The following is a 21,802-nucleotide window of genomic DNA, read 5'->3' as shown; positions in this document are numbered from 1 at the left end:
CCATGAAACATACGCCACTGATTAAAGACACCCTGGCCGAGCTGGCCCAGCACAAATTACGCACTTTCCTAACCCTGCTGGGCATGATCTTCGGCGTCGGCGCCGTGATTGCAATGCTGAATATCGGCGAGGGCGCTGAACGGGAAGCATTAAAAACCATTGAAACCATGGGCCTGCGCAATCTAATTGTCGAAGGCCGCAAGTTTGACGAAAAAACCCTGCAAGAGCAGCGCAAGCACTCGCTTGGTCTGAACCAAAGCGACATTGATGCGGCCGTAGCGACTATTCCGGGCGTTATCTCATACAGTGCTGAACGCACCCTGGATACCCACGGCATATACAGCCATACCGGCAAAAGCGATGGTATAGCGCTTGGGGTATCACCCAGCTATATGGCATTAAGCAAACTGCAGTTTGTCTCCGGTCGCAACTTTACCGAACAGGAAAACCGCTACGCGGCACAGGTGGCCATTTTAGGTGCCCGGGTGGCACAAAGTTTATTTCCTGAGGGCGATGCACTGGGTAAACCTGTAAAAGTTAACCATGTCTGGCTGCAGGTGGTCGGGGTGCTGGCCGAACCCTATGCCGGTAGTAATGAATTTCAGGGGATTAAACTGGGCGGTGAACAAAACCAGCTGTTTATGCCATTAAATACCGCGCAAACCCGCTTTAAAGCTGAGCCGTTAACTGCCGAGCTTACGTCATTCCGGCTGCAGCTGGATGAAGATGCCAATAATGCCTTAAGCGCCCGCGCTCTCGATTTTTTATTAAAGCAACGCCACAACGACATTGATGACTACAACATAATTGTGCCGGCGGCTTTGCTGGCCCAGCAAAAACAAACTCAGCAAATCTTTAATATTGTCATGTCATGCGTAGCCGGTATTTCACTGCTGGTCGGTGGCATTGGCATTATGAATATCATGTTGGCCACAGTGTTGGAGCGCACTAAGGAAATTGGCCTGTTGCGGGCTATCGGCGCTACCCGCCAGGATATTAAAATTCAGTTTGTGGCCGAAAGCTTTGCCATTGCTATCCTCGGAGGCTTATTAGGTATCGTATTTGGCATATTACTGTCAGAGCTTATCGCTTTTTATTCCGACTGGGCGGTTAGCTGGTCACTACTGGCCATTGGCTTATCATTCAGCATTTGCGCTCTAATCGGCGTAGCCTTTGGCGTGTATCCGGCCATTAAAGCTTCTGAACTGGATCCGATAACTGCATTACAAAGTGAGTAATACCGACACTATGAAAAACATTAAATCTATATTCTGGCTCACCGCACTGTGCGCCAGTAGCGTAATAGCGCAGAGCAATATGCCGGAACCAGCTCCGATGCAGACGATGCAACTGCCCGGCAATCTTGGCCTGCCCGATCAGGACTTCGGCTCAGTCTTACAACAGATGGGATTAAACGACAAAACGGCTCCGGTAAACAGTTTACTGATCTTGCTGCGTCAGCAATTACCGCAAGATAATACTCCTGCCCCTGATATCAACTGGTTAAGCGCTATTTCTGCATACCATGTCGGCGATTACCGCTCTGCTGAGCAGCAATTCCGTCATTTAGTTCATTATGGAAATACCTATGCTATGGCAGCATTAGCCTCGATGGCTGAGTTGGGACAAGGACAGCCGGCAAATAACATAACCGCGCTGACATACTTTTACCTGGCCGAACTTTATGATGACGTTAGCAACGCCACTGCGGTGCAGAAAATTGAGTTAGCGTTAACCGAACATCAGCAAAATCAAGCCAGAGCTCAAGCTGCTCAGCTGGCTGCAACGTTGCCAGTTCAGCCTCATCTTGACAAAGGTCATTCAGAGCGGTACCTGCTTGAGCGCGGTAAGGTGAAATTTGGCAGGCGCGTGACGAAAGACCAGTTATTTGGTTATGTTACAACCCGCAGCCTGATAAGCCGTGAAGGTAAAGTGCTGGTCACAGAACTGATTGACGCCATGCCAGAAGACTATTTTGAAAAATCGGTTCTCAGTGCTGTCAGCAAAAATCGTTATAGCGCGAGTTCTAAAGCGACTATTACCGGCATGACCGTTAGCAGTAGTTTTCAACCGGGCGTCAATGTAGAAAAGTTTAATGAACTTATGCTGCAAAATGACCTATGGCAAAATGCAACTCAGGGCATGCCCGCGGCACAGTTCCAGCTGGCCCGTTTACTTTCTCTTGCTGAGGGACAAAGCAATCATGAGTTCGATCTGCTAAGAGATTCTCAAATGCAACCAACTCAGCCAGATTTTTCAGTGCTGAACCAATCTTTTGCAATGATTGCCAGATATCCGGAATTTAGAGGCGAGGCCAATATAACACTTGATGCTGACGGTAAAGTAACGAAGGTAAATTGGCTTAAAAACAGCAACCTCAAAACTGAAGATCTGCTGAGTCGCTCGTTTGATAAAGGACTGCCTGCTGGTAATTATGTTTTGTCAAAACCCCAATTTGTCGGGCCTGATTATGGTGATGCTCTATTAACCTATGTTCAGTCAGTGCCGGTGAGCAGCAGAGCTTGGTTTTGGCAGCAAATGGCTGCCGAAAATGGCTATTTAGCTTCGCAACGGAACCGTAGTCTGGAACATAGTGGCTGGCTGGCCTATTTAGCACAGCAGCAAGATCCCAGTTCGCTGGCCTGGTTTGGGGCACAACAAATTATTGATGGTGACAAAGACGCTGGAATGGCTAATATCGATAAGGCTATTGCTATGGGTTACCAGGTTGGTAAAGAGTTAAAAACAGCGTTAAAAGATTACTAACAGCCATGCGAAAGACGGCGGCTTATAAGCCGCCGTCTTTCGTTCAGGGTTCTAAGTTAGTGCTTTAGTTTAGTGCTTTGCCATTAGCAAATTAGTACTTAACACTGCACCCATAAGGCCGGGTAACGGCCGGATCAGGCGTATTACCAACCAGTACGGCTTTAGCGGCATTGGCAAAGTATGGGGTGGCTTTGGCAATATCATCAACCTTGGCTGATGGAATGCTGTCGATACCGCCCATATACTGCAATACGCCATTTTTATCGATGACATACATATGTGGTGTGGTTTTGGCATCGTACGCTTTACCCATGGTGCCACTTTCATCAAATAAAATGGCTGTTGGGCCGGCGTTGCGGCTGCTGGTTAGCTCTGCTGCTTTGGCACTATCAACATGGCCTTGCTTGCCCGGCGCCGAAGAAATAACACTTAGCCAGACTACCTCTTGTGCGGTCATGTCGCTTTGTAGCGCCTGCATATTGCCGCTGTAATGTTTCACCACAAACGGGCAGTCGTGATTGGTCCACTCCAGTACCACGTTTTTACCGGCAAAGTCTTTAAGACTATGGCTTTGGCCGTTGGAATCCTTAACAGTAAAATCCGGGGCCGGCTGGCCAACCTGAGGTGCTGCCGCCAGGCTGGCGGCAAAAGTTGCTGCGCAGAGTATGGCGCCCGCGCTCACGACCAGTTTTGCTAATTTCATTATTTTCACTCCTGTTGTGTGTTCAATTATCTGCTGGTTTTAGCTTACTGCTGACTCAAAGAGTCAAACGTTTGCCTGAGGGTATCAGGCGTTAAAATTTGTGGCAGCACTTGTGGCGGCTGACCTGGCCAATACAACACGTATAGCGGCACACCATCGCGCTGATACTGTTGTAAATACGCAGTAATATCACTGTCGCGGCGGGTCCAGTCACCTTTTAAATAACTGACATTATAGTCACGTAATGCCGACTTGCTGCGCTCGGTATTAAGGGCGATACGCTCATTCACCAGACAGGTAATGCACCAGTCGGCGGTCATATTCACCAGTACCGGTTTGTCCTGCTGCCTCAGTTCAGCCAGCGTTTCGGGTGACCAGCTTTGCCAGTGATGGGTCTGGCTAGCCGCTTGCTGGCCATTACTCGCGGCAACCTGCAACTTGGCACCCTGCCATAAGGTAATTAGCGCCAATAATAACAACCCCAGCGCTGCGACTTTGCTAAACCAGCCTGCACCCAACTGCACCCTGCCCCATAGCCATAACGCGGCGGCTAGCGCCACCATACCCACCAGTAGCAATGCCATGGCATCAATACCGGCCTGACGGCCAAATACCCAGAGTAACCACACCGCGCTTAAATATAATGGCCAGGCTAAAAGCTGTTTTAAGGTGTCCATCCAGGCGCCAGGTTTGGGTAGTAACCGCGCCAATGTTGGAATATAAGCCAGTAATAAAAACGGCAGTGCCATACCCAGGCCAAGGGCCGCAAACACGAATAATGCAACCTGCGGACTTTGCGTTACCGCGTAACCCAACGCAGTCCCCATAAATGGTGCAGTACAGGGACTGGCAACAATTACCGCCAGCACACCGGTAAAGAAGGAGCCTTTGCTACCACTTTTTGCAGCCAAACTGCCACCGGTATTCATTAAACCCAAACCAAATTGCACCAGGCCGGATAAACTTAAGCCCAGTGCCAGCAACAAATAGACTAACAATCCCACCAGAAACGGGCTTTGCAGTTGAAAGCCCCAGCCAATGGCATTACCTGCGGCACGCAAGGCTATTAACAGACTTGCTAAGGCTAAAAAGCTTAGCACCACACCGGCGGTATAAAATAAGGCATCCCGGCGTTGCTGTTGCCGCTGCTGACTGTTGGCGGCAATACTCAGCGCTTTTAACGACAATACCGGAAACACACAGGGCATTAAATTTAAAATGAGACCACCACCGGCCGCCATTAACAAGATTAACCAAAGTGGCGTGCTGCTTAAGGTACCACCAGTGACCAGAATTTCAGTGCTGGCGCCCGGTACTGCGTCTTGCTGGCGTTGCTGAAAACTCACGCTATAACCCTGGCCTGCTGTATCAACCAGTACTATCTCAACCGCAAAGGGCGCTTCAGTAAAATAAGTATTCAGTGCTTGTTGTAACAGTACACTGCCCTCTTGCGTAATAATTTGCTGGCTGGCAGCATGATCAACCAGCTCGCCACCTGCGACAAAAAATGCCACAGGAGGCTGCGGTAATGCTGCAGATAGTTGCGCCGAAAAAGCACCGCCGCTAATGGCATAGTCACCCAATATATCGGTAGTGATGGGTAACGAGGCTCGTGCTGAGCTAAATAGTGGTTGCTGACTAACGGCTAGCTCACTTTGGCTGGCGACCGGCAGCGTTAACTCAAAGCTGGCATCAGCCGGAATGCACACTTCTTCGCACACCAACCAGTCGACGTCTGCTTGAATGGTCACCGTATCCTGCGCGTAATCAGCGGGCAGTGTCAGATCGCTAAGCAGCAGAGTCTGGCCGGCAAAGCCGTAATTCACCAGTGGTGGAATAACAAACGCCTGTGGCGTCGGCCACTGTATTTCGCCAGCCTGCATAGTTCCTGGTAATTGCCAGCTGATAATGGTGGGCAAGCCCGAGTCTCCGGGGTTTTGCCAATAGGTATGCCAACCAGGATCAGGCTCGAAATGCAACAGCATGGCAAAGGTCTGGCCTGGCGTAACCACGCTATACTCGCTTACCAGTTCTGCCTTGATATGCTTAGCTTGCTGCCAGCCACTGCTTTTGGCCTGTAACGAAAAGCTGGCCAGCATGCTGCTGCAAAACAAAACGGCAATGAGCAGCAAGCCGCTACGTAATCGGATCATTGTGTTCCCTCTTTATTGGCTTTACGTTATTAAGCCAGTTAAGTTCAGAAAAAGTGCGCTGATTGTGGTTTTATTACGCCAAAAACAGCAAAATTCACGACAAAATGCTATATTAGCAGCGCTTTACTCTGTGGCTAGTCGTGATCACTCCGGCTTGCCTGAACCCACCCCAGTGATGATATGAAGGTTAAACTTAATGAAAGGCATGAAAAAGTCTGCTCTGAATCTGGCAATCTGCGCCGGTTTGTTTGGCGTTGCAAGTTTTGCTGCGATGGCACAAACACAGGAAACTGACAGCGAGCAAAAAGATAATAAGCTTGAAACCATTACCATTACCGCTCAGAAGCGCAGCCAGAGTATTCAGGAAGTGCCTATTTCGGTAGCGACCATGAGCCAGGATCGTTTCAATGCGATTTTTTCAAGCGGCGATGATATCACCGCCCTGGCCGTTAAAGTGCCTGGTTTGTATGCTGAAACGTCGAATGGCCGGGCTGCCCCACGCTTTTATATTCGCGGTTTAGGTAATACCGATTTTGACTTAGCCGCCTCTCAGCCGGTGTCCATTATTATGGACGAGGTGGTAATGGAAAATGTGATTTTAAAAAGCTTTCCATTGTTCGATATGCAGGCAGTAGAAGTTATCCGTGGCCCGCAGGGCACATTATTTGGCCGTAACACCACTGCCGGTATTATTAAGTTTGATACGGTAAAACCGCGCCAGGAGTTTGATGGGTACTTTAAAAGCAGTATCGGTAGCTTAGGTATGCTGAACGTAGAAGGCGCTGTCGGCGGCGGCTTAACGGATGAACTTTCTGCCCGGCTTTCATTAATGTCAAACCATCGCGACGACTGGGTTAGCAACAGCTTTACCGGCGAGAGCGATGTGATGGGTGGCTATGACGAAAAGGCCGGCCGGGTGCAGTTTTTATATGAAGGTGCCGGTTTTGATGCCTTATTAAACTTGCACAGCCGTAATTACGACGGTACCTCCAGCTTATTCCGTGCCAATATTTTAACGCCCGGCAGCAACGAGCTGAATGAAAATTATGACCGTGATTCGGTCGCGTATAACGAAGGGCGTAATAACCCGCAAAGCTACGATGCCTGGGGCGGTTCATTGAAAATGGACTTTGCACTGCCGAATATGACCTTAACCACTATTTCTGCTGTCGAGAAAGCTGATGGCGGCGGTATTGGTGATATCGACGGCGGCAACCCGACTGGTCCTGGCTTTATCTTGTTTCAGGCGGTAACCGAAGACCAATTAAAAGATTTAGAGCAATTCACGCAGGAAGTTCGCTTAGCCAGTGACACCCGCAATGCTTTAAGTTGGCAGGTGGGTGGTTTCTATTTCGATTCATCATTTGGCGTAAACAGTATTGATGGTTACTTTGGCGCCACTGAAGTGTTCCACGGCAATACCAGCTGGGCTGTATTTGGCCAGAGCTCTTATAAAGTTGATGACCAGCTGGATATCACTGCCGGTATCCGCTACACCGACGATGAAAAAACCTTTTATGTTGGCGAGCAAAACGTTAATGGTTTTGCACTGGTAACCGGTGATGCCAGTATTCAACAGTATGATCCGATTAAAGTGTCTGACGATCAGATCAGCTGGGAGTTAAGTGCTAACTACCGCTTAACTTCTACCACCAGCCTTTTTGCCCGCGTAGCTGACGGCTTCCGTGCCCAATCTATTCAGGGCCGTGATGTAGCATTTGAAGCACCACCATCAGTGGCTGACTCAGAAACTATCTTGTCTTTTGAAGTAGGTGCAAAGTCAGACTTACTGGATAACACCCTGCGCTTGAACGGCGCCTTGTTTTACTACACCATAGATGACATTCAGCTGTCAGCCATTGGTGGTGAAACGCAGGGCAACCAGCTGATCAACGCTAACAAAGGCGTAGGCTACGGCTTTGAAATTGACTTTGACTGGCGTGCCACACCTTACTTCACCCTTGGCGGTGGTTTTAGCTACAACAATACTGAACTGCAGGACGACACCTTAACAGTAGCCTACTGTGGTGCGCTAAATCAGAGCTTCCAACCCTACTGTACGCCACTGGACCCAAGTGCCGGTGACAATCTGGTATTTATTGATGGTAACCCGTTCCCACAAGCACCGGAAACCATCTTAACCTTAAATGGCCGTTACGACTTCCCAATCGAAAGTGGCGAAATTTATATCTATGCCGATTACCAGCTGCAGGGTGAAACCAACCTGTTCTTGTATGAATCTGCAGAGTTTAACTCTGATAATAACTTCGAGGCAGGCTTAAGAGTGGCGTATATCAACTACGCTCATAATTATGAAGTCGGCTTTTTCGGTCGTAATATTACCGATGAAGATAACCTGAAAGGCGCAATCGACTTCAATAACCTGACGGGCTTTGTTAACGAGCCACGGGTACTGGGCGTCGATTTCAGAATCAACTTCTACTAAGCACTCTACACTTAATAAAAACCGCCCGGCATTCACCGGGCGGTTTTTTATTTTCGCTACTCTGTATTTCCTGTAGTTAACGCTTTCTGGCGTATCGTTATTGCTTTTACCCCATTGGCGTTTTAGCCTGCGTTTATCTGGCAGCCTGCCTAAACTGACCTAACAGAGTAAAACCCATGGCCGACTTTCGTAGCGATACCGTAACCCAGCCTTCTGCCGCCATGCGCCAGGCAATGCATGATGCTGCCCTGGGCGATGATGTATTTAATGACGACCCTACCACTCTTGAGTTACAGCGCTATGCCGCTGAACTGCTGGGCTTTGAAGCGGCATTATTTGCCCCCAGCGGTACTCAGACTAATTTAATAGCCATGATGAGCCACTGCCAACGGGGTGATGAAGCCATTGTTGGCCAGCAATGGCATACCTACAAATGGGAAGGCGGCGGCATGGCAGTGCTGGGCTCTATTGTGCCTCAGCCGCTGGAATTGCAAAGCGATGGCACGCTGGCGCTGAGCGATATTGCCTCGGCAATAAAACCGGACGACCCGCACTTTGCCAGAACCCGCTTAATCGTCATTGAAAATACTATTGGCGGTAAGGTGCTGCCGCTCAGTTACATGCGCGATGTTGCACACCTTGCTAAAGAGAAAGGTCTGAAATGTCATATAGATGGTGCCCGGTTGATGAATGCCGCAGTCGCTCTGGCACCCGATCATCAGTTAAGCCCCCGGCAAATGGCGCGCGAGTTATGTCAGGGCTACGACTCATTATCGTTGTGCTTATCTAAAGGCCTTGGCTGCCCGGTTGGCTCTTTACTGCTGGGCTCAGCAGAGTTTATTGCACGGGCGACACGCATCAGGAAAATGCTCGGCGGTGGTATGCGCCAGACCGGCGTGCTTACCGCCGCTGGCCTGTATGCCCTTAAACACAATATTGAGCGGCTGGCAGAGGATCATGCCAATGCCCGTGCTCTGGCAGACGGCTTGACGCAACTGGCCAGCCAGTTGCCCGCACTACAATCACTGACAGTGATTGCCCCGCAAACCAATATCGTATTTACCGACATAAGTCCGGCGCTGGCCGAACGCTTACTGCCCTATCTGGCCCAACACGGTGTCAAAGTGACTGCCAGCCGCTATCAGGCCACGCAAGGCACGTTAATGCGGTTGCGCTGGGTGTGTCATCTGGATATTAACCGGGTTGATATTAATAACACACTACTGTTAATCCAGAAGTTTGCCGGTAGCTAACCTTTAAACCGTCGCCACAACAGCAACAAGCCCAGCAGCCAACTCGCGTGCATCGAGCCACCGGAACTTTTCTCTGGCAATATCGTTCCCCTCACCTGAATGCTGGCGGTAAGTCCGGCCGGATCAGTGGCAGTAACGGTAAAGCTGAAAGCCCCTGGCGTTCGTGGCGCTGCATTTATTAATGGCGATTGCAGCACAAAACCAGCAGGTAACGCCGTGCTGCTGAATGTCAGGCCGTCGCCGTCAGGATCTGTAAACACCTCATGCAGCGCCAACTCATAAACCTCACCTATTTCCAGCGGCTCGGTATCAATAACAGTAGCCGATGCAACCGGCGCTTCATTTATGTTGGCAATACTAAGTGGTAGCGACAAGGTACTTTGCCAGTCGTTATCTGTGATATCTAACAGTAGCCTGCCGGTTGGGTTATTACGGGCTATCGCTTTACTGGTGTCAAATTGAAACAAACCGTAAGCCAGCTCGGTTAAAATGACAGTTGGCACCGTCAGATACTGCGGGTCCCACGCCACCCTGATATCAACATTATTCAGGTCGATATCTTCCAGTATCTCGGCTAACCGTAACATTGCTACGTCGCCATAAGTTAAATGGAAACCAGATGGTATGCTTGCAACACTCAGTTGTGGCAGCGGTAACCGATAAACAGTAAGCTGCCCTATGCCCATTTGCACCACGGTATCATGGCCGTGTACTGCGACAACTTCACCAAAAGGTAAAGCAGCCTGTGCTGACAGATAATCAAAGATTATAGGCGTCAGGCTGCCGTTAGTCATGGTGACATAAATTAAAGTACCTGCAGCCTGGCAGAGTGCCTGGTAACTGCTCAGATATCGGCAGTGCTGCGACGGGTAAACGCCGGGCAATATCCGGCTAATCAACGCGCCCTGCGCCGGGCCTTGCAGAAACAAATCATAATTGCTGTAGTTTATCTGGCCATTTTCGACTGAACTGACTTGAAGCTGCAGCCGATCAGCAGTCGGCCAATAGCTGATGCGACTGATATCCAGCTCATAGTGTTGCTCCCGCATGCCGTTTGGCTCTTTTTGATCAAACTGATACCAACTAAAACCATTATTACTCTGGCCGCTGCGCCACAACACAAAACCATCGTCTAATGCCAGAAAATTTCCCCACGGCAATGCAGTAACAGCACAGTTGCCCGCGGCAAGTTGCAGTGCCTGTGTACATCGAAGAACATACACAAACTCGGCATCCCGAAGCCCGAAAACACCAAACAGCTCGTCAAGGGCCGGCGCATAGTGCCAGCGTGTGAAGCTATTGTTACTGTAGGGCAATGCTGCCGGAGCTTCAAAACTAATATTTACTCTGCTGCTATCCGCTTTTATCTGGCTGATATGAATTAAACTACTGTTACCGCTGGCATAATAATCCCATTCCAGGCCCGCAACCCACCAATTATCAGCATAAGCCCCGACCATTTGCACTGTAGCTGCTGAACCGGCATATACCTCGGTCAGCTCTGCCGACAGTTGCGGAATGCCGCTATCGGACAACTTCCACAACTGCAGTCGGCTTTCATTCATTTCACGTAGTGCGAAGCTGTTTTGATCTAACGCCAGGCTAACAGGGTTTTCCAGATCAACTGGCAGCTGATCAATAACAACAATCTCGCCGGCCTTTACAAAATAACCGCTCAAAAGCAATAACATACCGCTAACGATGCTAATTTTGTTGCTCATACCCTTGGGCTCCCAGCTATATGCATTGTGTGAGTTGGCATCAGATTATTCTGTAACCATTACAGGCAAAACTTGACATGCCATTATCATCAAATTTTACATAAGAGCAACATGAAGTTGCTATTAAAACGACAAAATATTTGACGCTGATCGCCACCGACTTAAATCTCGTATGTATTCATCGCCACCTGTTCAGGCAAACCTTAATAATTGACAGTGAAAGTAAGTGGTCAGTTAGCCGGTCTGTGTATATAACCCGAGCAACCGCAGGAATAAGATATGAAATATCTGAGCTTTTTCGTCGCCCTACTACTATCGTTGCTGGTGTTTTCTTCTGTTCGTGCCCCGGCACAGGAAACACCTGCTGTACAACCAACCGCTGCTAAACTTGACAGCATTGTCCTTGGCTCGGGCTGCTTCTGGGGTGCAGAGATGCGCTATGAACAGCTGCCAGGCGTCGTTGATGCGGTGTCGGGCTATGCTGACGGCAGCGGAGTAAAGCCTACGTACCGGGCAATTACTAAACGTAGTAATAAAAACAACCCGGATAACCATGCTGAAGTGGTCAGAGTAACGTTTGACCCGCAGCTGATCAGCCTGGAAGCGCTGTTGCAACATTACTTTGAAAGCCATGATCCTACCCAGCTAAACCGTCAGGGCAATGATATTGGTACTCAGTACCGCTCCATTATTCTGAGCAACAGTGAGCAGCAGCAAGCCCGGGCTGAAGCGGTAATGCAGCAGTATCAACCATTGTTAACCGCAGCCGGCTATGGTCAGATTGTCACCCGGTTAAAACCACTTACCGAGTTTTTCCCCGCAGAGCAATATCACCAGGATTATATTGCTAAAAACCCCAACGGGTATTGCCCTGACCATTCTACCGGAGTCCGTTTTAACCGCGATGCAGAGGCACTTTCCGCTGATGTGGATAATAGGGCGATGCTAAAGGGAAAGCATGTGCTGGTCATTGACTCAGAAAGTTATTGTCCGTATTGCGAAAAGTTTAAAGCAGAGGTCGCCAGCAGCTATCAGGGCGATATTCCGATGCACTTCCGGTTTGCCCGTCAGCTACAGGGCTTAACAATTAAAACCGAAGCCACCGCAACCCCAACCATTATGCTGTTGCAAGATGGTCGTGAAGTGTTTGCTTTTAAAGGGTATCTGGCGCCTGAAGAATTTTATCTGTTGTTAGGTAAATTTAAGCTCGGTGACAGCGAGGCCTTTAATGTGGCATTTGACAAGGGCACCGATCAGCAATTTTGTAAAGAATATGAAATTTTCAAAAACACACCAGACGGCATTTTTGTTGATAAGTTAAGTGGTGCCGCATTGTTTGACACCCGCGATCGCTTTGATTCAGGTACTGGCTGGTTATCTTTTACCAAACCGGTGAAAGGTTCTGTTATTAAAAAGCAGGATAATCGCTTTGGTATGCGGCGCACGGAAATTCGCGCCAAAGTGTCCGGCATCCACTTAGGCCATGTATTTGATGATGGCCCTAATGGCAGACCGCGCTATTGCATTAATGCCACGGTACTGGACTTTGTACCACGCCCAGAAGCCGGTTAACTTGCTGGTTTACCGACAGCTTTTTTATCGGCTGCCGGCAGCAGGTTCTCCTCAGCCGATTGTTTCAGCTCGTCATTCAGCTGTTGCTCAATTGCGGTGTCGGCACTGACATCCACCACCGCCACCTCTGGCGCGCTAATTGCTGCTGCCGCTGACGTCGCTTCAGGCGCGTCGGTACTGTTGTCAGGCGTGTAGGAGCTGTTTTGAGCCGCCATATCAACCATATGCAGCCGGTAAATCGGTTCAGGCATTTCAATACCAGCCTGGTCGAAGGCTGTTTTCACCAGCCGGATCGCTTCACTGCGCGCTTTCAGAAAATCAGTCTGCCGCTGATCAATCCAGGCCATTACCCTGACCGTTACCGCACTGTCACCCAGTTCCAATACCAGCACCCGCGGCCTGGGCTCGGTCAAAATACCTGGCATGTTGCTTAAGGTGCTGATGGCCAGCTCGCGCACCCGCACTAAGTCCAGTTCTACCGATACACCGACATTAAACTCAAAGCGGCGCAGTGGGTTGCGGGTAAAGTTGGTCATTGGCGAGGTAATAATTTGGCTGTTCGGGATGCGTAAATGATTGCCATCCAGAGTCATCAGCACGGTATCGCGCGACGTCAGGCGTATCACCTTGCCGGTCATCTCATCAACCTGAATAAAATCGCCGATAGCAAAGGGGTTGCGGGTGCTGAGTAATACGCCGGCCAGGTAGTTTTCGACAATATTACGAAAGGCAAAACCCAATGCTATACCAATAACTCCGGCAACCCCCAGCATGGCGCTAACCAACGCGGTGGCATCCAGCAACTCCAGCGCAATTAAAATGCCAATACTGGTCACAATTAACCTGACAAAGCGCATACCCAGGTTAGTGGCCAGTTCGCTAAGCCCTATCCGGCGCAGTAAAGCGTTTCGCCTGGATAGCCAGCTCCCTAGCAATGAAAACAGCACAACCGCCAACACCGCCAGCAACAACAACGGCAACATTTGTACTGTGGTAGCCAGCATCTCGCGGAATTTTTCGGCAGCTGGTGCCAAACGGGAGCGCACCGCCAGCGGCTCCTGCAACTGGTTCTGCACATGCACTACCCCTTCGAGCCGGCTGGCGATGGTCGTTAGCTCATTCCTCAGCTGGGCGCTGGCAATCTCTCCCTGCAGCGTGACAACGCCGGCGCTGACACTAATATCAACCTGTTCCAGACCGTTAATGGCCGCAGTTATCTCGCCAAGCCGCGCTGCAATTGCCTGATCCTGCGGTGCATTAACTACTTTTATTTCTGTATCAGGCTGCTCGCTGTCTGCCTGCTGCGCGAAAGCCCCATGACAACCAAATACCCCAATCAGTAGTGCCAGCGATAACCATTGGCGCATTAATCCTCCAGCTTAAGCTTATTTTTCAGTATGCTAACTATAGCAGGTTCCTATTGCCGCAATTTTAGCCGGAGTTACGCATTCCCGCCGCGATACCAGCAATGCTGACCATCAACGCCCGGCTGATCATCGGGTTTACCCGCTCGGGCTGATGGCGTACGCGGTGTAACAGTTCTGCCTGCAAAATATGCAGTGGGTCGACGTAGGTGTTACGCAACATAATGGATTCACGGATCCAGCTCTCTTTGGCCATTAACGTGTCGCTGTGAATAAGCTTTAACAGCAATTGTCGGTCGGCGGTCAATTGCGCTCTGAGCTCCTGTCCTAAATGTTTAAACTCGTCCGGTACCAGCACCTTGTCGTAGTAGGCCGCGATATCAACATCCGCTTTCAAAAACACCATTTCCAACATCGACATTCGGGTCGCAAAAAATGGCCATTGCTGCTGCATTTCATCTAGCAGTGCGGTGTTGTTCTGCTCTGCCACTTTGGCTAAGGCGGAACCCGCGCCGAGCCAGGCGGGCAACATTAAGCGATTTTGCGACCAGGCAAATTGCCAGGGTATTGCCCGCAGGCTTTCCACGCCACCGGTCGGGTTGCGTTTCGCCGGCCGGCTACCGAGCGGCAACTGGCCCAGTTCCTGCTCCGGCGTGGCTGCCCTGAAGTAACCAACAAAGTCTTTATTGTGGCGTACCACCGCCCGATACGCCTCGCACGAATCATCTGCCAGCTGCTGCATCATTTGGCGCCAGCTTTGTTTCGGTACCGGTGGTGGCAGCAGTAAGCCTTCCAGCACGGCACTGGCATACAACGCCAGACTGCGCTCGGCTAACTTTGGCAGGCCAAATTTAAAGCGAATCATCTCGCCCTGCTCGGTAACCCGCAAGCCGCCAGCCAGCGAGCCCGGTGGCTGGGATAAAATAGCGGCATGAGCCGGGCCGCCGCCACGGCCGATGGTACCGCCGCGCCCGTGGAACAAAGTCAGTTGCACCTTGGCCTGCTGACAAATAGCGACCAACGCTTCCTGGGCACTGTACTGGGCCCAGGCCGCGGCAAACACGCCAGCGTCTTTAGCCGAATCAGAGTAACCGATCATCACTTCCTGTTTGCCGTTAATATAACCCCGATACCAATCGATACTGAGCAGACGCCGCATACAATCTGGCGCGTTTTGTAAATCGCTCAGGGTTTCAAATAACGGCGCTACCGGCATCGGGAAGCTACTGCCGGCCTCTTTTAACAGCAATTGCACCGCCAGCACATCAGAGGGCTTACCAGCCATCGAGATGACGTAGGTACTTAGCGCTTCGCTGCCATGGCGGGCAACGATATCGCAGGTATCCAGCACTTCCTGCACATCTTCAGACGGCTGCCATTGTTTTGGAAATAATGGCCGGCGGTTGGCCAGTTCCGTCAGCAAGAAAGCCTGACGGGCGTTTTCGTCCCAGGCGCTGTAGTCGCCCAATCCAAGATGCTGGGTTAATTCAGCAAATACCTGAGCATGGCGGCCGGCATCCTGGCGGATATCCAGCTTTAGCAGAGTTAAACCAAAGGCGTAAGCCCGGCGAATAGTGTCTAGCAACCGGCCATTGGCAATCACGGCCATACCGCAGTCCAGCAAAGACTGGTAGCAAAGTTGTAAAGGTTCGAGTAATTGCTGATTGTGCCAGATTAAATTTTCTGGCCGCTGCAGCCGGTCATGTTTCAGTGCTTCGGTCAGCCAGTCACGGCTGCGTAGCAACCCTGCCTGCAATTGGTTTAGTACCAGACGGTAAGGCTCACTGGCGTCGCCCGCTGCCTTTTGCAGCGCATCGTTGGCCTGAGACATTGATAATTCACTGCTGAGTAAATCTAAATCAGCAGCAAATAAGTCGGCCGCTTTCCAACGGCTTAACAACAACACCTGGCGGGTGACTTTGGCCGTAACAAAAGGGTTACCATCGCGGTCACCGCCCATCCAGGATGAAAACTTCACCGGCGCGGCATCTGGCGCCAGGCCTATGCCGGTAGCGTCCAGCAGCTTGTGATCCAGTTCCCGTAGAAAATCCGGTATCGCCTGCCATAACGAGCTTTCAATCACCGCAAAACCCGATTTAGCTTCATCGACCGGTGTCGGCCGCTGTTCACGAATTTCGTTGGTATGCCAGGCTTGGGCAATCAGCTCACTGAGCCTTAGTTCAACTTTTTGCTGCTCTGTAGCGGTTAAATCCTGCTCCAGTTTAGTTAAACAAGCAGCAATTTCGGTCAGTTTATGAATAAGCGTGCGGCGCGACACTTCAGTGGGGTGGGCAGTCAGCACCAGCTCAATTGATAAGTTGGCTACCGCCTCGGTTACTTTGGTGTTGTCCAGCTTTTTATCGTCCAGCAAGCTGAACAACTCCTGCAAAGGCTCAGGTTTTTCAATACTGGCATGGCCAATCCGGCTGATGGTATGGTGCTGCTCAGCTAAATTCGCCAGGTTTAAAAACTGAGCAAACGCCCGGGCGACTGGCAGTAATTCATCGTCGCTTAAACTGCGCAGTACCTGCTTTAATTTATCTGCTTGTAATTCTTCTCCCTGACGCGCCGCTTTAGAAAGCATTCGAATTTGCTCTACCCGCTCCAGCAGAGCATCCCCAAGCTGGCTACGAATAGTGTCACCCAGCTGAGTCCCCAGCAAGCCAACATTGGTTTTTAGTGCCGCGTAATGATCCATTAGTGTGTCTCCATGGTGACAGATAGCACTACCCTAGCCTGTTCTTTATTGGTACTCAACACTGATAGATTACAAATGCAGCAACGTAATTGGTCAGACCAAATTACCAAAAATGAATTTAGCACTATTTTTTATTTCATCGGGAATAAAACAACTCGCTGCACCGTTATCGCTATGTCAATCACGACAAATCGAGGAACATGACCATGAAAAAGATTTTAACCCCTACTTTACTTGCCTTAGCGTGTTTGTCAGCCTTTGGCCACGCTGCCGATGTTAGCATTGCCGCGCAAAGCAATAACGACGCTCAGTTAAACGTTAGTCAGCAGCAAATGGCAAGCAACCCAGTGCAAATATCCGGTTCAGCCAGCAGCAACCAGCAAGCCCAGGCAGAAGCGAGCTCGGCGCCTGCGCCGGTGGCCGGTTCGGCAGAAACTGACAACAGCGGCGAAACCGATGCTGAAGTCGATACCACTGCCCAAAATGAGTCAGACGACAGCGAATCAGCAACCATGCCTGAAACCTCGCTAGCCAGCAATATTAACAGCACGGCAGCAGCTACCACTGGCCTGGTTGCCAACCTGGGCAATAGTAGCACAACGTTATTACCCGACAGCTCAGCTCTGGTCAACGAAACCGTAGCCGCAACTGCTACCTTAACTGGCGTAACGTCTGCAGCAGTCAATGCTAATACTGAATTGGCCAGCGCTGTGAGCGGCAATGCCAGCAGCGCCCTGAACTCGGTCGCTGCCCAAGCCAGTAACCAGTTGTCCGCTGCGTTAACAACCGACACCAGCGGCGCCGTTCAGCAGCAGATTATGGGCAACGCCAGCCAAATGCTGCAACAAAGCGCAAACGCTGAAGTTGCCCAAAGCGTTACTCAGGCAGTAAATGCCCAGGTTACCAACACGGTACGTAACACCATTAATTTATCAACCGGACTGTAAGGCTTAATAAGCGCCGCCAATGCGGCGCTTATTTTTATGCAGGAGAAAAATTATGGCGCTTATCCAACGATTCGTACTGATCACCTCAGCCTTGGCGGCAATCTGCAGCAGTGGGTCAAGCCATGGTGCTGATCCACTTAGTTTTAGCGGCAAAGCCCGGCTGGGCAGTGAATATCAGTCAAATGTAAACATCAGTGCACTACAGCAGGCCAGTGGCCAGTCAGACAGTGCCACGTTACTGGAAGCGGAACTTGCAGCAAGCTGGCAGGCAAGCGCTAACTTTAAACTTGATGCCGGTTACAGTATCCAAAATAAAGCTTATCGGCAGGCGAGTGACTTTGATACCCGTTTGCAGCTGGCTTATGTCGATGCCAGTTACCAACTGGGCCAGCATAGTGTTGGCGCCAATATTTATCATGCCAACGCTCAGCTGGATAGCGCAGCGTTTCTTAAGCTTAATCAGGCGAGCTTATACACAATGGTAAGTGGCAGTGACACCTGGTTTATCCGCCCGGCACTGACCATGGCCAAAAAAGTGTTTGCCCGCAATGATGAGCGTGACGCCAGCACATTCAGTGCCAGCGCTGACAGCTTCTGGTTTTCTGAGTCTGGCCAGCATTTTTTTTCGATAGGCCTGGTATGGGAAGATGAAAGCAGCCGCGATAATGTATTTAGTTATACCGCGCCAGGGGCAAGAGCCAAACTCTCCCATCGTTTTACGCTTTGGCAATATCAGCAGCAGCTACAACTTGGCGCCAGGGTAAGTCAACGCGACTATCAAACTGCTGAGCGCGCTGATACCCAGGCTGTCGTAGAGGCAAGCTGGCAAGTCAGTCTAAATCAGCGTTTTGCAGTCATAGGTAAAGTTGAACATGGTGATTTCAGCTCTACCATAGACAGTGCAGATTACCGCGAAACCCGCAGCGCGTTGCTGCTACAGCTGGGCTTTTAGTGGCGCAGCTATCACGCCATATCCAAACTGCGTATCCTTACCTGGCCCGCCTAAATCGCGGGCTTGTGCTATTAACGCCTGACGAATTTTTACCAGACTAAGCTCCGGCTGCAGTGCCCGTAAGCAGGCCACAGCGGCACTGACTACTGGAGTAGCGATAGAGGTGCCACTTTGCTTAAGTACATCGCCGTCTGCGCGCAGCGCCGGTACATTTACCCCCAATGCAGCAAAATCAATATAATCGCCCTGGTTAGCCCAACGATACAGTTGCAGTTGCGGGTCAACCGCCGTCACCGCCAGCACATCAGCATAAGCGGCCGGAAATAATGGCGCAGCCGCAGGGCCACCATTGCCTGCTGCCGCCACCAGTACTATCTGCTGCGCAGCTAACTGCCTTACCACTGCCGCCAGCACCGGGTTATCAGGCCCGGTCAGGCTCATATTAATCACCCGCACCTGTTGGCTTGCCAGCCAATCTAATGCCTGCACAATATGCGACAGCGTGGCCGATTGCTGATAAAGATTACTGGAATAAAAAGCACTGGCGCTATAAAGACTTAGCTTTGGCAACAAGGGTGAAGTAACATGCTGACCCGCCAGCACCCCGGCAACGGCGGTACCATGGCCATAACTTTGTGCTATTTCTGCAGGCAAGAAGTTGCGTTGTTCAATTTTCAACTGTCCGTTCTGTTGTAATGCCGGGTGCTGCAGAGCAATAGCCGTATCAACCATACCCAGGGTTACCGGCTGCTGGCACATCGCAACATTACCGTATGCTAAGGCATCTTTGCCCGCACTTGGCGCTGTTTGTGACTGATTGGGTGGCGCGCTTTGTGGCTGGTATAAATGGTTTCGCCCGGCCAACGTGGTTAGCGTGCTGGTTAATTTAGTATCTAATGCCTTAGCTGAATCCAGTTCTGCAGGCACTTTTATCTTGATCAGCAGTAAGCCAAGGGCATGCAGTTTATGTTCGCTTTGCACTAAGTCGGGCAACTGTGGCCAGTCGCCAAGCAATTGCTGCCACTCGCTACCACTTAGCAGTAACAGCCATTCACGCTCTATAGCGCGAAACCCTAGTTCTACCTCAACTTCACGCCAGCTAAGCTCGCCGCGTTGGTTTACGATATCCAGGGTTTGTGGCAGTGCGGTTAACGGATCCGGCAACGCCGCCTGCTTGGCTAAATGCTGCGCCAATTGTTGCTGCTGTATCAGCTGTTGCCGCAACTGCCCGGTATTACGCTGCACCCGCTCAGTAACCTGCGGCACAATTTCAGGTAGTGCACCAGGTAGTACATCAGGCGCCATTACCTTACTGAAGCCTTGCTGGGGCATACCCAGCAAAACCGTAACTAATAACAGATGCTTTTTCATCATATTCCCTGCAACTTAACCCCAGTGGTACAACATTAAACGGCTGGCTGGTAAAAATATTCCCTCTATGCTGGAATAACTTTCGCTGCTGAGCCGTTATCAGGGTAAACAGGAGTATAACCTAACCATGAAAGCAGAACTAAAACTACTATTACCCGCCTTGCGCCGCTTTGCTTATTCGTTAACCGGCAGTATGGCCGATGCCGATGATTTATTGCAAAACACCGTGCTGCGGCTGCTCGATTCACCGCCCGCTGCCGGCATACCGCTACCGCAGTGGGCTTTTAAAATATGTCGTAACCTGTGGATAGACGACTACCGGGCCCAAAAAGTCCGGCAGCAGGCTGCCACTAAACCCGAATTGCAACAGGAAAACTTTACTGATGGCGAACAGGATATGCTGAATGACATTCAGCTGGCTGAAGTCAATACCGCAATGAACACCTTGCCCGACGAACAACGTGAAGTATTGTCGCTCGTCGCAGTACAAGGGTTAAGCTACGCCGAAGCCGCCACTATACTGGCGATCCCGGCAGGCACTATTATGAGCCGGCTAGCCCGCGCCCGGATCGCGATGGTTAGCGCTCTGCAACAAAAAGGAAGTCTGGCATGAAAATTACCGATGAAATGTTATCTGCTTTTTTAGATGCCGCCCTGCCCGAGCAGCAAATGGAGCTGATAAGACAGCAGCTTGTTAACAATGAGCAGCTAACTGAGCGGCTGGCTGAGATCGCCATGGTAGACAGCATGGTAGAACAGCACTACCAGCAAATTGATCACAAACCCATGCCCGCAAGCGTATTGCAACTGCTGGAAACAGAACCCGCAACCGGCAGCGATGTTGTAGCATTTCCCTGGTGGCGCCGGGCGCAACAGCAGTTGCAACAACATGCCGCCGCCGTTGCCTGTATTGCCGTTTTTGCCGGTTATGGTGCAGCGCAGATTGGCGGTCAGCAGCAAAGCTCCCCCACAACCGTTGGCCACACTGTCGCCCAACTGTTAAATAGTGCAGCCAGCGGTAAAACCTATAACGTTGACGAGCAACAACTGACCCCACGGCTGAGTTTTATCAGCCAGGATGGTGATTTCTGCCGCCAGTACAGCCTGCAAGACAAGGCGCTGAATACTGAAAATATTGCTTGTCGGCAACAAGGGGAATGGGCGCTGCAGGCAAGCTTAGCTACTGCCCGTCAAGCCGATGCCGGTAATTATCAAACCGCATCAGGCCCGCAGGCGTTAGACAGCATTTTAGATGAGCTAATGGCCAGCCCACCACTAAGTTTGGCCGCGGAGCAGGACTATTTAACCAAGAATAACGCTTATTAATTACTGAGGTGAAACATGAAGCAACTTAATAAACTCATCAGCTTTTTTATGCTGTTAACGGCGCTGCTGTTAACGGCGTGTAGCAGCCAACCAGATTACCGGCCAGCTAACGGCAACGGTTTTGGTTACAAAGAGCAGCAAATCAGCGCTAATTTCTACCGGGTAAGCTACAAAGCCCGTGGTGATAACAGCGATGAAGCCAAAGCCTATGCGATGCGCCGGGCTACCGAGCTGACGGCAGCGCAAGGTTATGACTGGTTTATTGTTGTCGACAAAGAAACCATGACTGAGCGTCAACAGGATAGCGCTAACCGGCTGGGTGCCGGTTATCAAACCACCACTGTCCGGGATTGCGGCCTGCTCGGGTGTAGTAGTCGCACGGTGCAACAGCCAAATTATGAAGTAGGCATAGCGGCCGGCGGCAAAGAACAGGTTGAAGCCGTGCTGGAAATCCGCATGGGCAAAGGGGTAATGCCAGACGGCGGCAACAGCTACCCGGCAAGGTAAATAAAATATTGTCGCAGGGCAGT

Annotated in this window: 16 protein-coding genes; 10 read left to right on the top strand and 6 right to left on the bottom strand. The window is 50.7% G+C overall.

Annotated features, from left to right (window positions below; genetic code table 11):
• Window positions 1-2 precede the first annotated feature (2 nt).
• Together B2X65_RS10850 and B2X65_RS10845 are read left to right on the top strand one after the other, a co-directional pair.
• Window positions 3-1,238 (top strand): ABC transporter permease, encoded by a 1,236-nt coding sequence (locus B2X65_RS10850; RefSeq protein WP_290612547.1) that lies wholly within the window; start codon window positions 3-5, stop codon window positions 1,236-1,238.
• A 10-nt stretch (window positions 1,239-1,248) separates the two neighbouring features.
• The gene (locus B2X65_RS10845; protein ID WP_290612546.1) at window positions 1,249-2,766 is read left to right on the top strand and encodes a hypothetical protein; all 1,518 of its coding nucleotides are present in this window, start codon (window positions 1,249-1,251) and stop codon (window positions 2,764-2,766) included.
• Window positions 2,767-2,857: 91 nt separating this feature from the next.
• Here the strand turns inward: B2X65_RS10845 and B2X65_RS10840 are convergent, their stop codons facing one another.
• Both B2X65_RS10840 and B2X65_RS10835 read right to left on the bottom strand, forming a co-directional pair.
• Window positions 2,858-3,469 (bottom strand): redoxin domain-containing protein, encoded by a 612-nt coding sequence (locus B2X65_RS10840; protein ID WP_290612545.1) that lies wholly within the window; start codon window positions 3,467-3,469, stop codon window positions 2,858-2,860.
• Between the two features lie 44 nt (window positions 3,470-3,513).
• Window positions 3,514-5,622, bottom strand: a complete 2,109-nt coding sequence (locus B2X65_RS10835; RefSeq protein WP_290612544.1) for a protein-disulfide reductase DsbD family protein — start codon at window positions 5,620-5,622, stop codon at window positions 3,514-3,516.
• Window positions 5,623-5,818: 196 nt separating this feature from the next.
• Between B2X65_RS10835 and B2X65_RS10830 the strand changes: the two genes are divergently transcribed.
• Entirely contained in the window at window positions 5,819-8,068 is a 2,250-nt protein-coding gene (locus tag B2X65_RS10830) for a TonB-dependent receptor (RefSeq protein ID WP_290612543.1), read from the top strand.
• A gap of 176 nt (window positions 8,069-8,244) precedes the next feature.
• A complete protein-coding gene (ltaE, locus tag B2X65_RS10825) occupies window positions 8,245-9,321 on the top strand; it encodes a low-specificity L-threonine aldolase (RefSeq protein ID WP_290612542.1) in 1,077 nt (358 codons plus the stop codon).
• On the opposite strand, the gene B2X65_RS10820 is transcribed toward ltaE, so the two are convergent.
• Window positions 9,318-11,042, bottom strand: a complete 1,725-nt coding sequence (locus B2X65_RS10820; RefSeq protein WP_290612541.1) for an Ig-like domain-containing protein — start codon at window positions 11,040-11,042, stop codon at window positions 9,318-9,320. The genes ltaE and B2X65_RS10820 overlap by 4 nt on opposite strands.
• A gap of 279 nt (window positions 11,043-11,321) precedes the next feature.
• Here B2X65_RS10820 and msrA point away from each other — a divergent pair, with 279 nt between their 5' ends.
• The gene (msrA, locus tag B2X65_RS10815) at window positions 11,322-12,614 is read left to right on the top strand and encodes a peptide-methionine (S)-S-oxide reductase MsrA (RefSeq protein WP_290612540.1); all 1,293 of its coding nucleotides are present in this window, start codon (window positions 11,322-11,324) and stop codon (window positions 12,612-12,614) included.
• Here the strand turns inward: msrA and B2X65_RS10810 are convergent.
• Both B2X65_RS10810 and ppc read right to left on the bottom strand, forming a co-directional pair.
• Entirely contained in the window at window positions 12,611-13,981 is a 1,371-nt protein-coding gene (locus B2X65_RS10810; RefSeq protein ID WP_290612539.1) for a mechanosensitive ion channel family protein, read from the bottom strand. The two genes, msrA and B2X65_RS10810, sit on opposite strands and share 4 nt — an antisense overlap.
• 64 nt (window positions 13,982-14,045) lie before the next feature.
• On the bottom strand, window positions 14,046-16,676 hold the full coding sequence (gene ppc, locus B2X65_RS10805) for a phosphoenolpyruvate carboxylase (protein ID WP_290612538.1): 2,631 nt from the start codon (window positions 16,674-16,676) through the stop codon (window positions 14,046-14,048).
• A 206-nt stretch (window positions 16,677-16,882) separates the two neighbouring features.
• Between ppc and B2X65_RS10800 the strand changes: the two genes are divergently transcribed.
• Window positions 16,883-17,623, top strand: a complete 741-nt coding sequence (locus B2X65_RS10800) for a hypothetical protein (RefSeq protein WP_290612537.1) — start codon at window positions 16,883-16,885, stop codon at window positions 17,621-17,623.
• 52 nt (window positions 17,624-17,675) lie between these two features.
• Complete coding sequence (locus tag B2X65_RS10795) at window positions 17,676-18,575, top strand: surface lipoprotein assembly modifier (RefSeq protein WP_290612536.1); 900 nt, start codon at window positions 17,676-17,678, stop codon at window positions 18,573-18,575.
• Here B2X65_RS10795 and B2X65_RS10790 read toward each other — a convergent pair.
• Window positions 18,558-19,949, bottom strand: coding sequence for a S8 family serine peptidase (locus B2X65_RS10790; protein ID WP_290612535.1), 1,392 nt, complete (start codon window positions 19,947-19,949; stop codon window positions 18,558-18,560). The genes B2X65_RS10795 and B2X65_RS10790 overlap by 18 nt on opposite strands.
• A gap of 124 nt (window positions 19,950-20,073) precedes the next feature.
• Between B2X65_RS10790 and B2X65_RS10785 the strand changes: the two genes are divergently transcribed.
• Genes B2X65_RS10785 through B2X65_RS10775 form a run of 3 tightly spaced genes read left to right on the top strand, consistent with a single transcriptional unit; the run spans window position 20,074 to window position 21,779 of the window.
• Window positions 20,074-20,559, top strand: a complete 486-nt coding sequence (locus B2X65_RS10785; RefSeq protein WP_290612534.1) for an RNA polymerase sigma factor — start codon at window positions 20,074-20,076, stop codon at window positions 20,557-20,559.
• A complete protein-coding gene (locus tag B2X65_RS10780; RefSeq protein ID WP_290612533.1) occupies window positions 20,556-21,272 on the top strand; it encodes a hypothetical protein in 717 nt (238 codons plus the stop codon). The genes B2X65_RS10785 and B2X65_RS10780 overlap by 4 nt, the downstream gene beginning before the upstream one ends.
• A 15-nt stretch (window positions 21,273-21,287) precedes the next feature.
• Entirely contained in the window at window positions 21,288-21,779 is a 492-nt protein-coding gene (locus B2X65_RS10775) for a CC0125/CC1285 family lipoprotein (RefSeq protein WP_290612532.1), read from the top strand.
• The last annotated feature ends 23 nt before the right edge of the window (window positions 21,780-21,802 follow it).

Origin of the sequence: Arsukibacterium sp. UBA3155, assembly GCA_002364615.1 — a bacterium.
Taxonomy (GTDB): domain Bacteria; phylum Pseudomonadota; class Gammaproteobacteria; order Enterobacterales; family Alteromonadaceae; genus Alishewanella.
The sequence above is the reverse complement of the archived record's forward strand: the minus strand, read 5'-3'. Positions and strand labels throughout refer to the sequence as shown.

What these genes read in the sequence shown, in the direction of transcription:
- B2X65_RS10850 (WP_290612547.1), top strand. Translation starts at nt 3, where the DNA reads ATGAAACATACGCCACTGATTAAAGACACCCTGGCCGAGCTGGCCCAG.
- B2X65_RS10845 (WP_290612546.1), top strand. Translation starts at nt 1,249, where the DNA reads ATGAAAAACATTAAATCTATATTCTGGCTCACCGCACTGTGCGCCAGT.
- B2X65_RS10840 (WP_290612545.1), bottom strand. Translation starts at nt 3,469, where the DNA reads ATGAAATTAGCAAAACTGGTCGTGAGCGCGGGCGCCATACTCTGCGCA.
- B2X65_RS10835 (WP_290612544.1), bottom strand. Translation starts at nt 5,622, where the DNA reads ATGATCCGATTACGTAGCGGCTTGCTGCTCATTGCCGTTTTGTTTTGC.
- B2X65_RS10830 (WP_290612543.1), top strand. Translation starts at nt 5,819, where the DNA reads ATGAAAGGCATGAAAAAGTCTGCTCTGAATCTGGCAATCTGCGCCGGT.
- ltaE (WP_290612542.1), top strand. Translation starts at nt 8,245, where the DNA reads ATGGCCGACTTTCGTAGCGATACCGTAACCCAGCCTTCTGCCGCCATG.
- B2X65_RS10820 (WP_290612541.1), bottom strand. Translation starts at nt 11,042, where the DNA reads ATGAGCAACAAAATTAGCATCGTTAGCGGTATGTTATTGCTTTTGAGC.
- msrA (WP_290612540.1), top strand. Translation starts at nt 11,322, where the DNA reads ATGAAATATCTGAGCTTTTTCGTCGCCCTACTACTATCGTTGCTGGTG.
- B2X65_RS10810 (WP_290612539.1), bottom strand. Translation starts at nt 13,981, where the DNA reads ATGCGCCAATGGTTATCGCTGGCACTACTGATTGGGGTATTTGGTTGT.
- ppc (WP_290612538.1), bottom strand. Translation starts at nt 16,676, where the DNA reads ATGGATCATTACGCGGCACTAAAAACCAATGTTGGCTTGCTGGGGACT.
- B2X65_RS10800 (WP_290612537.1), top strand. Translation starts at nt 16,883, where the DNA reads ATGAAAAAGATTTTAACCCCTACTTTACTTGCCTTAGCGTGTTTGTCA.
- B2X65_RS10795 (WP_290612536.1), top strand. Translation starts at nt 17,676, where the DNA reads ATGGCGCTTATCCAACGATTCGTACTGATCACCTCAGCCTTGGCGGCA.
- B2X65_RS10790 (WP_290612535.1), bottom strand. Translation starts at nt 19,949, where the DNA reads ATGATGAAAAAGCATCTGTTATTAGTTACGGTTTTGCTGGGTATGCCC.
- B2X65_RS10785 (WP_290612534.1), top strand. Translation starts at nt 20,074, where the DNA reads ATGAAAGCAGAACTAAAACTACTATTACCCGCCTTGCGCCGCTTTGCT.
- B2X65_RS10780 (WP_290612533.1), top strand. Translation starts at nt 20,556, where the DNA reads ATGAAAATTACCGATGAAATGTTATCTGCTTTTTTAGATGCCGCCCTG.
- B2X65_RS10775 (WP_290612532.1), top strand. Translation starts at nt 21,288, where the DNA reads ATGAAGCAACTTAATAAACTCATCAGCTTTTTTATGCTGTTAACGGCG.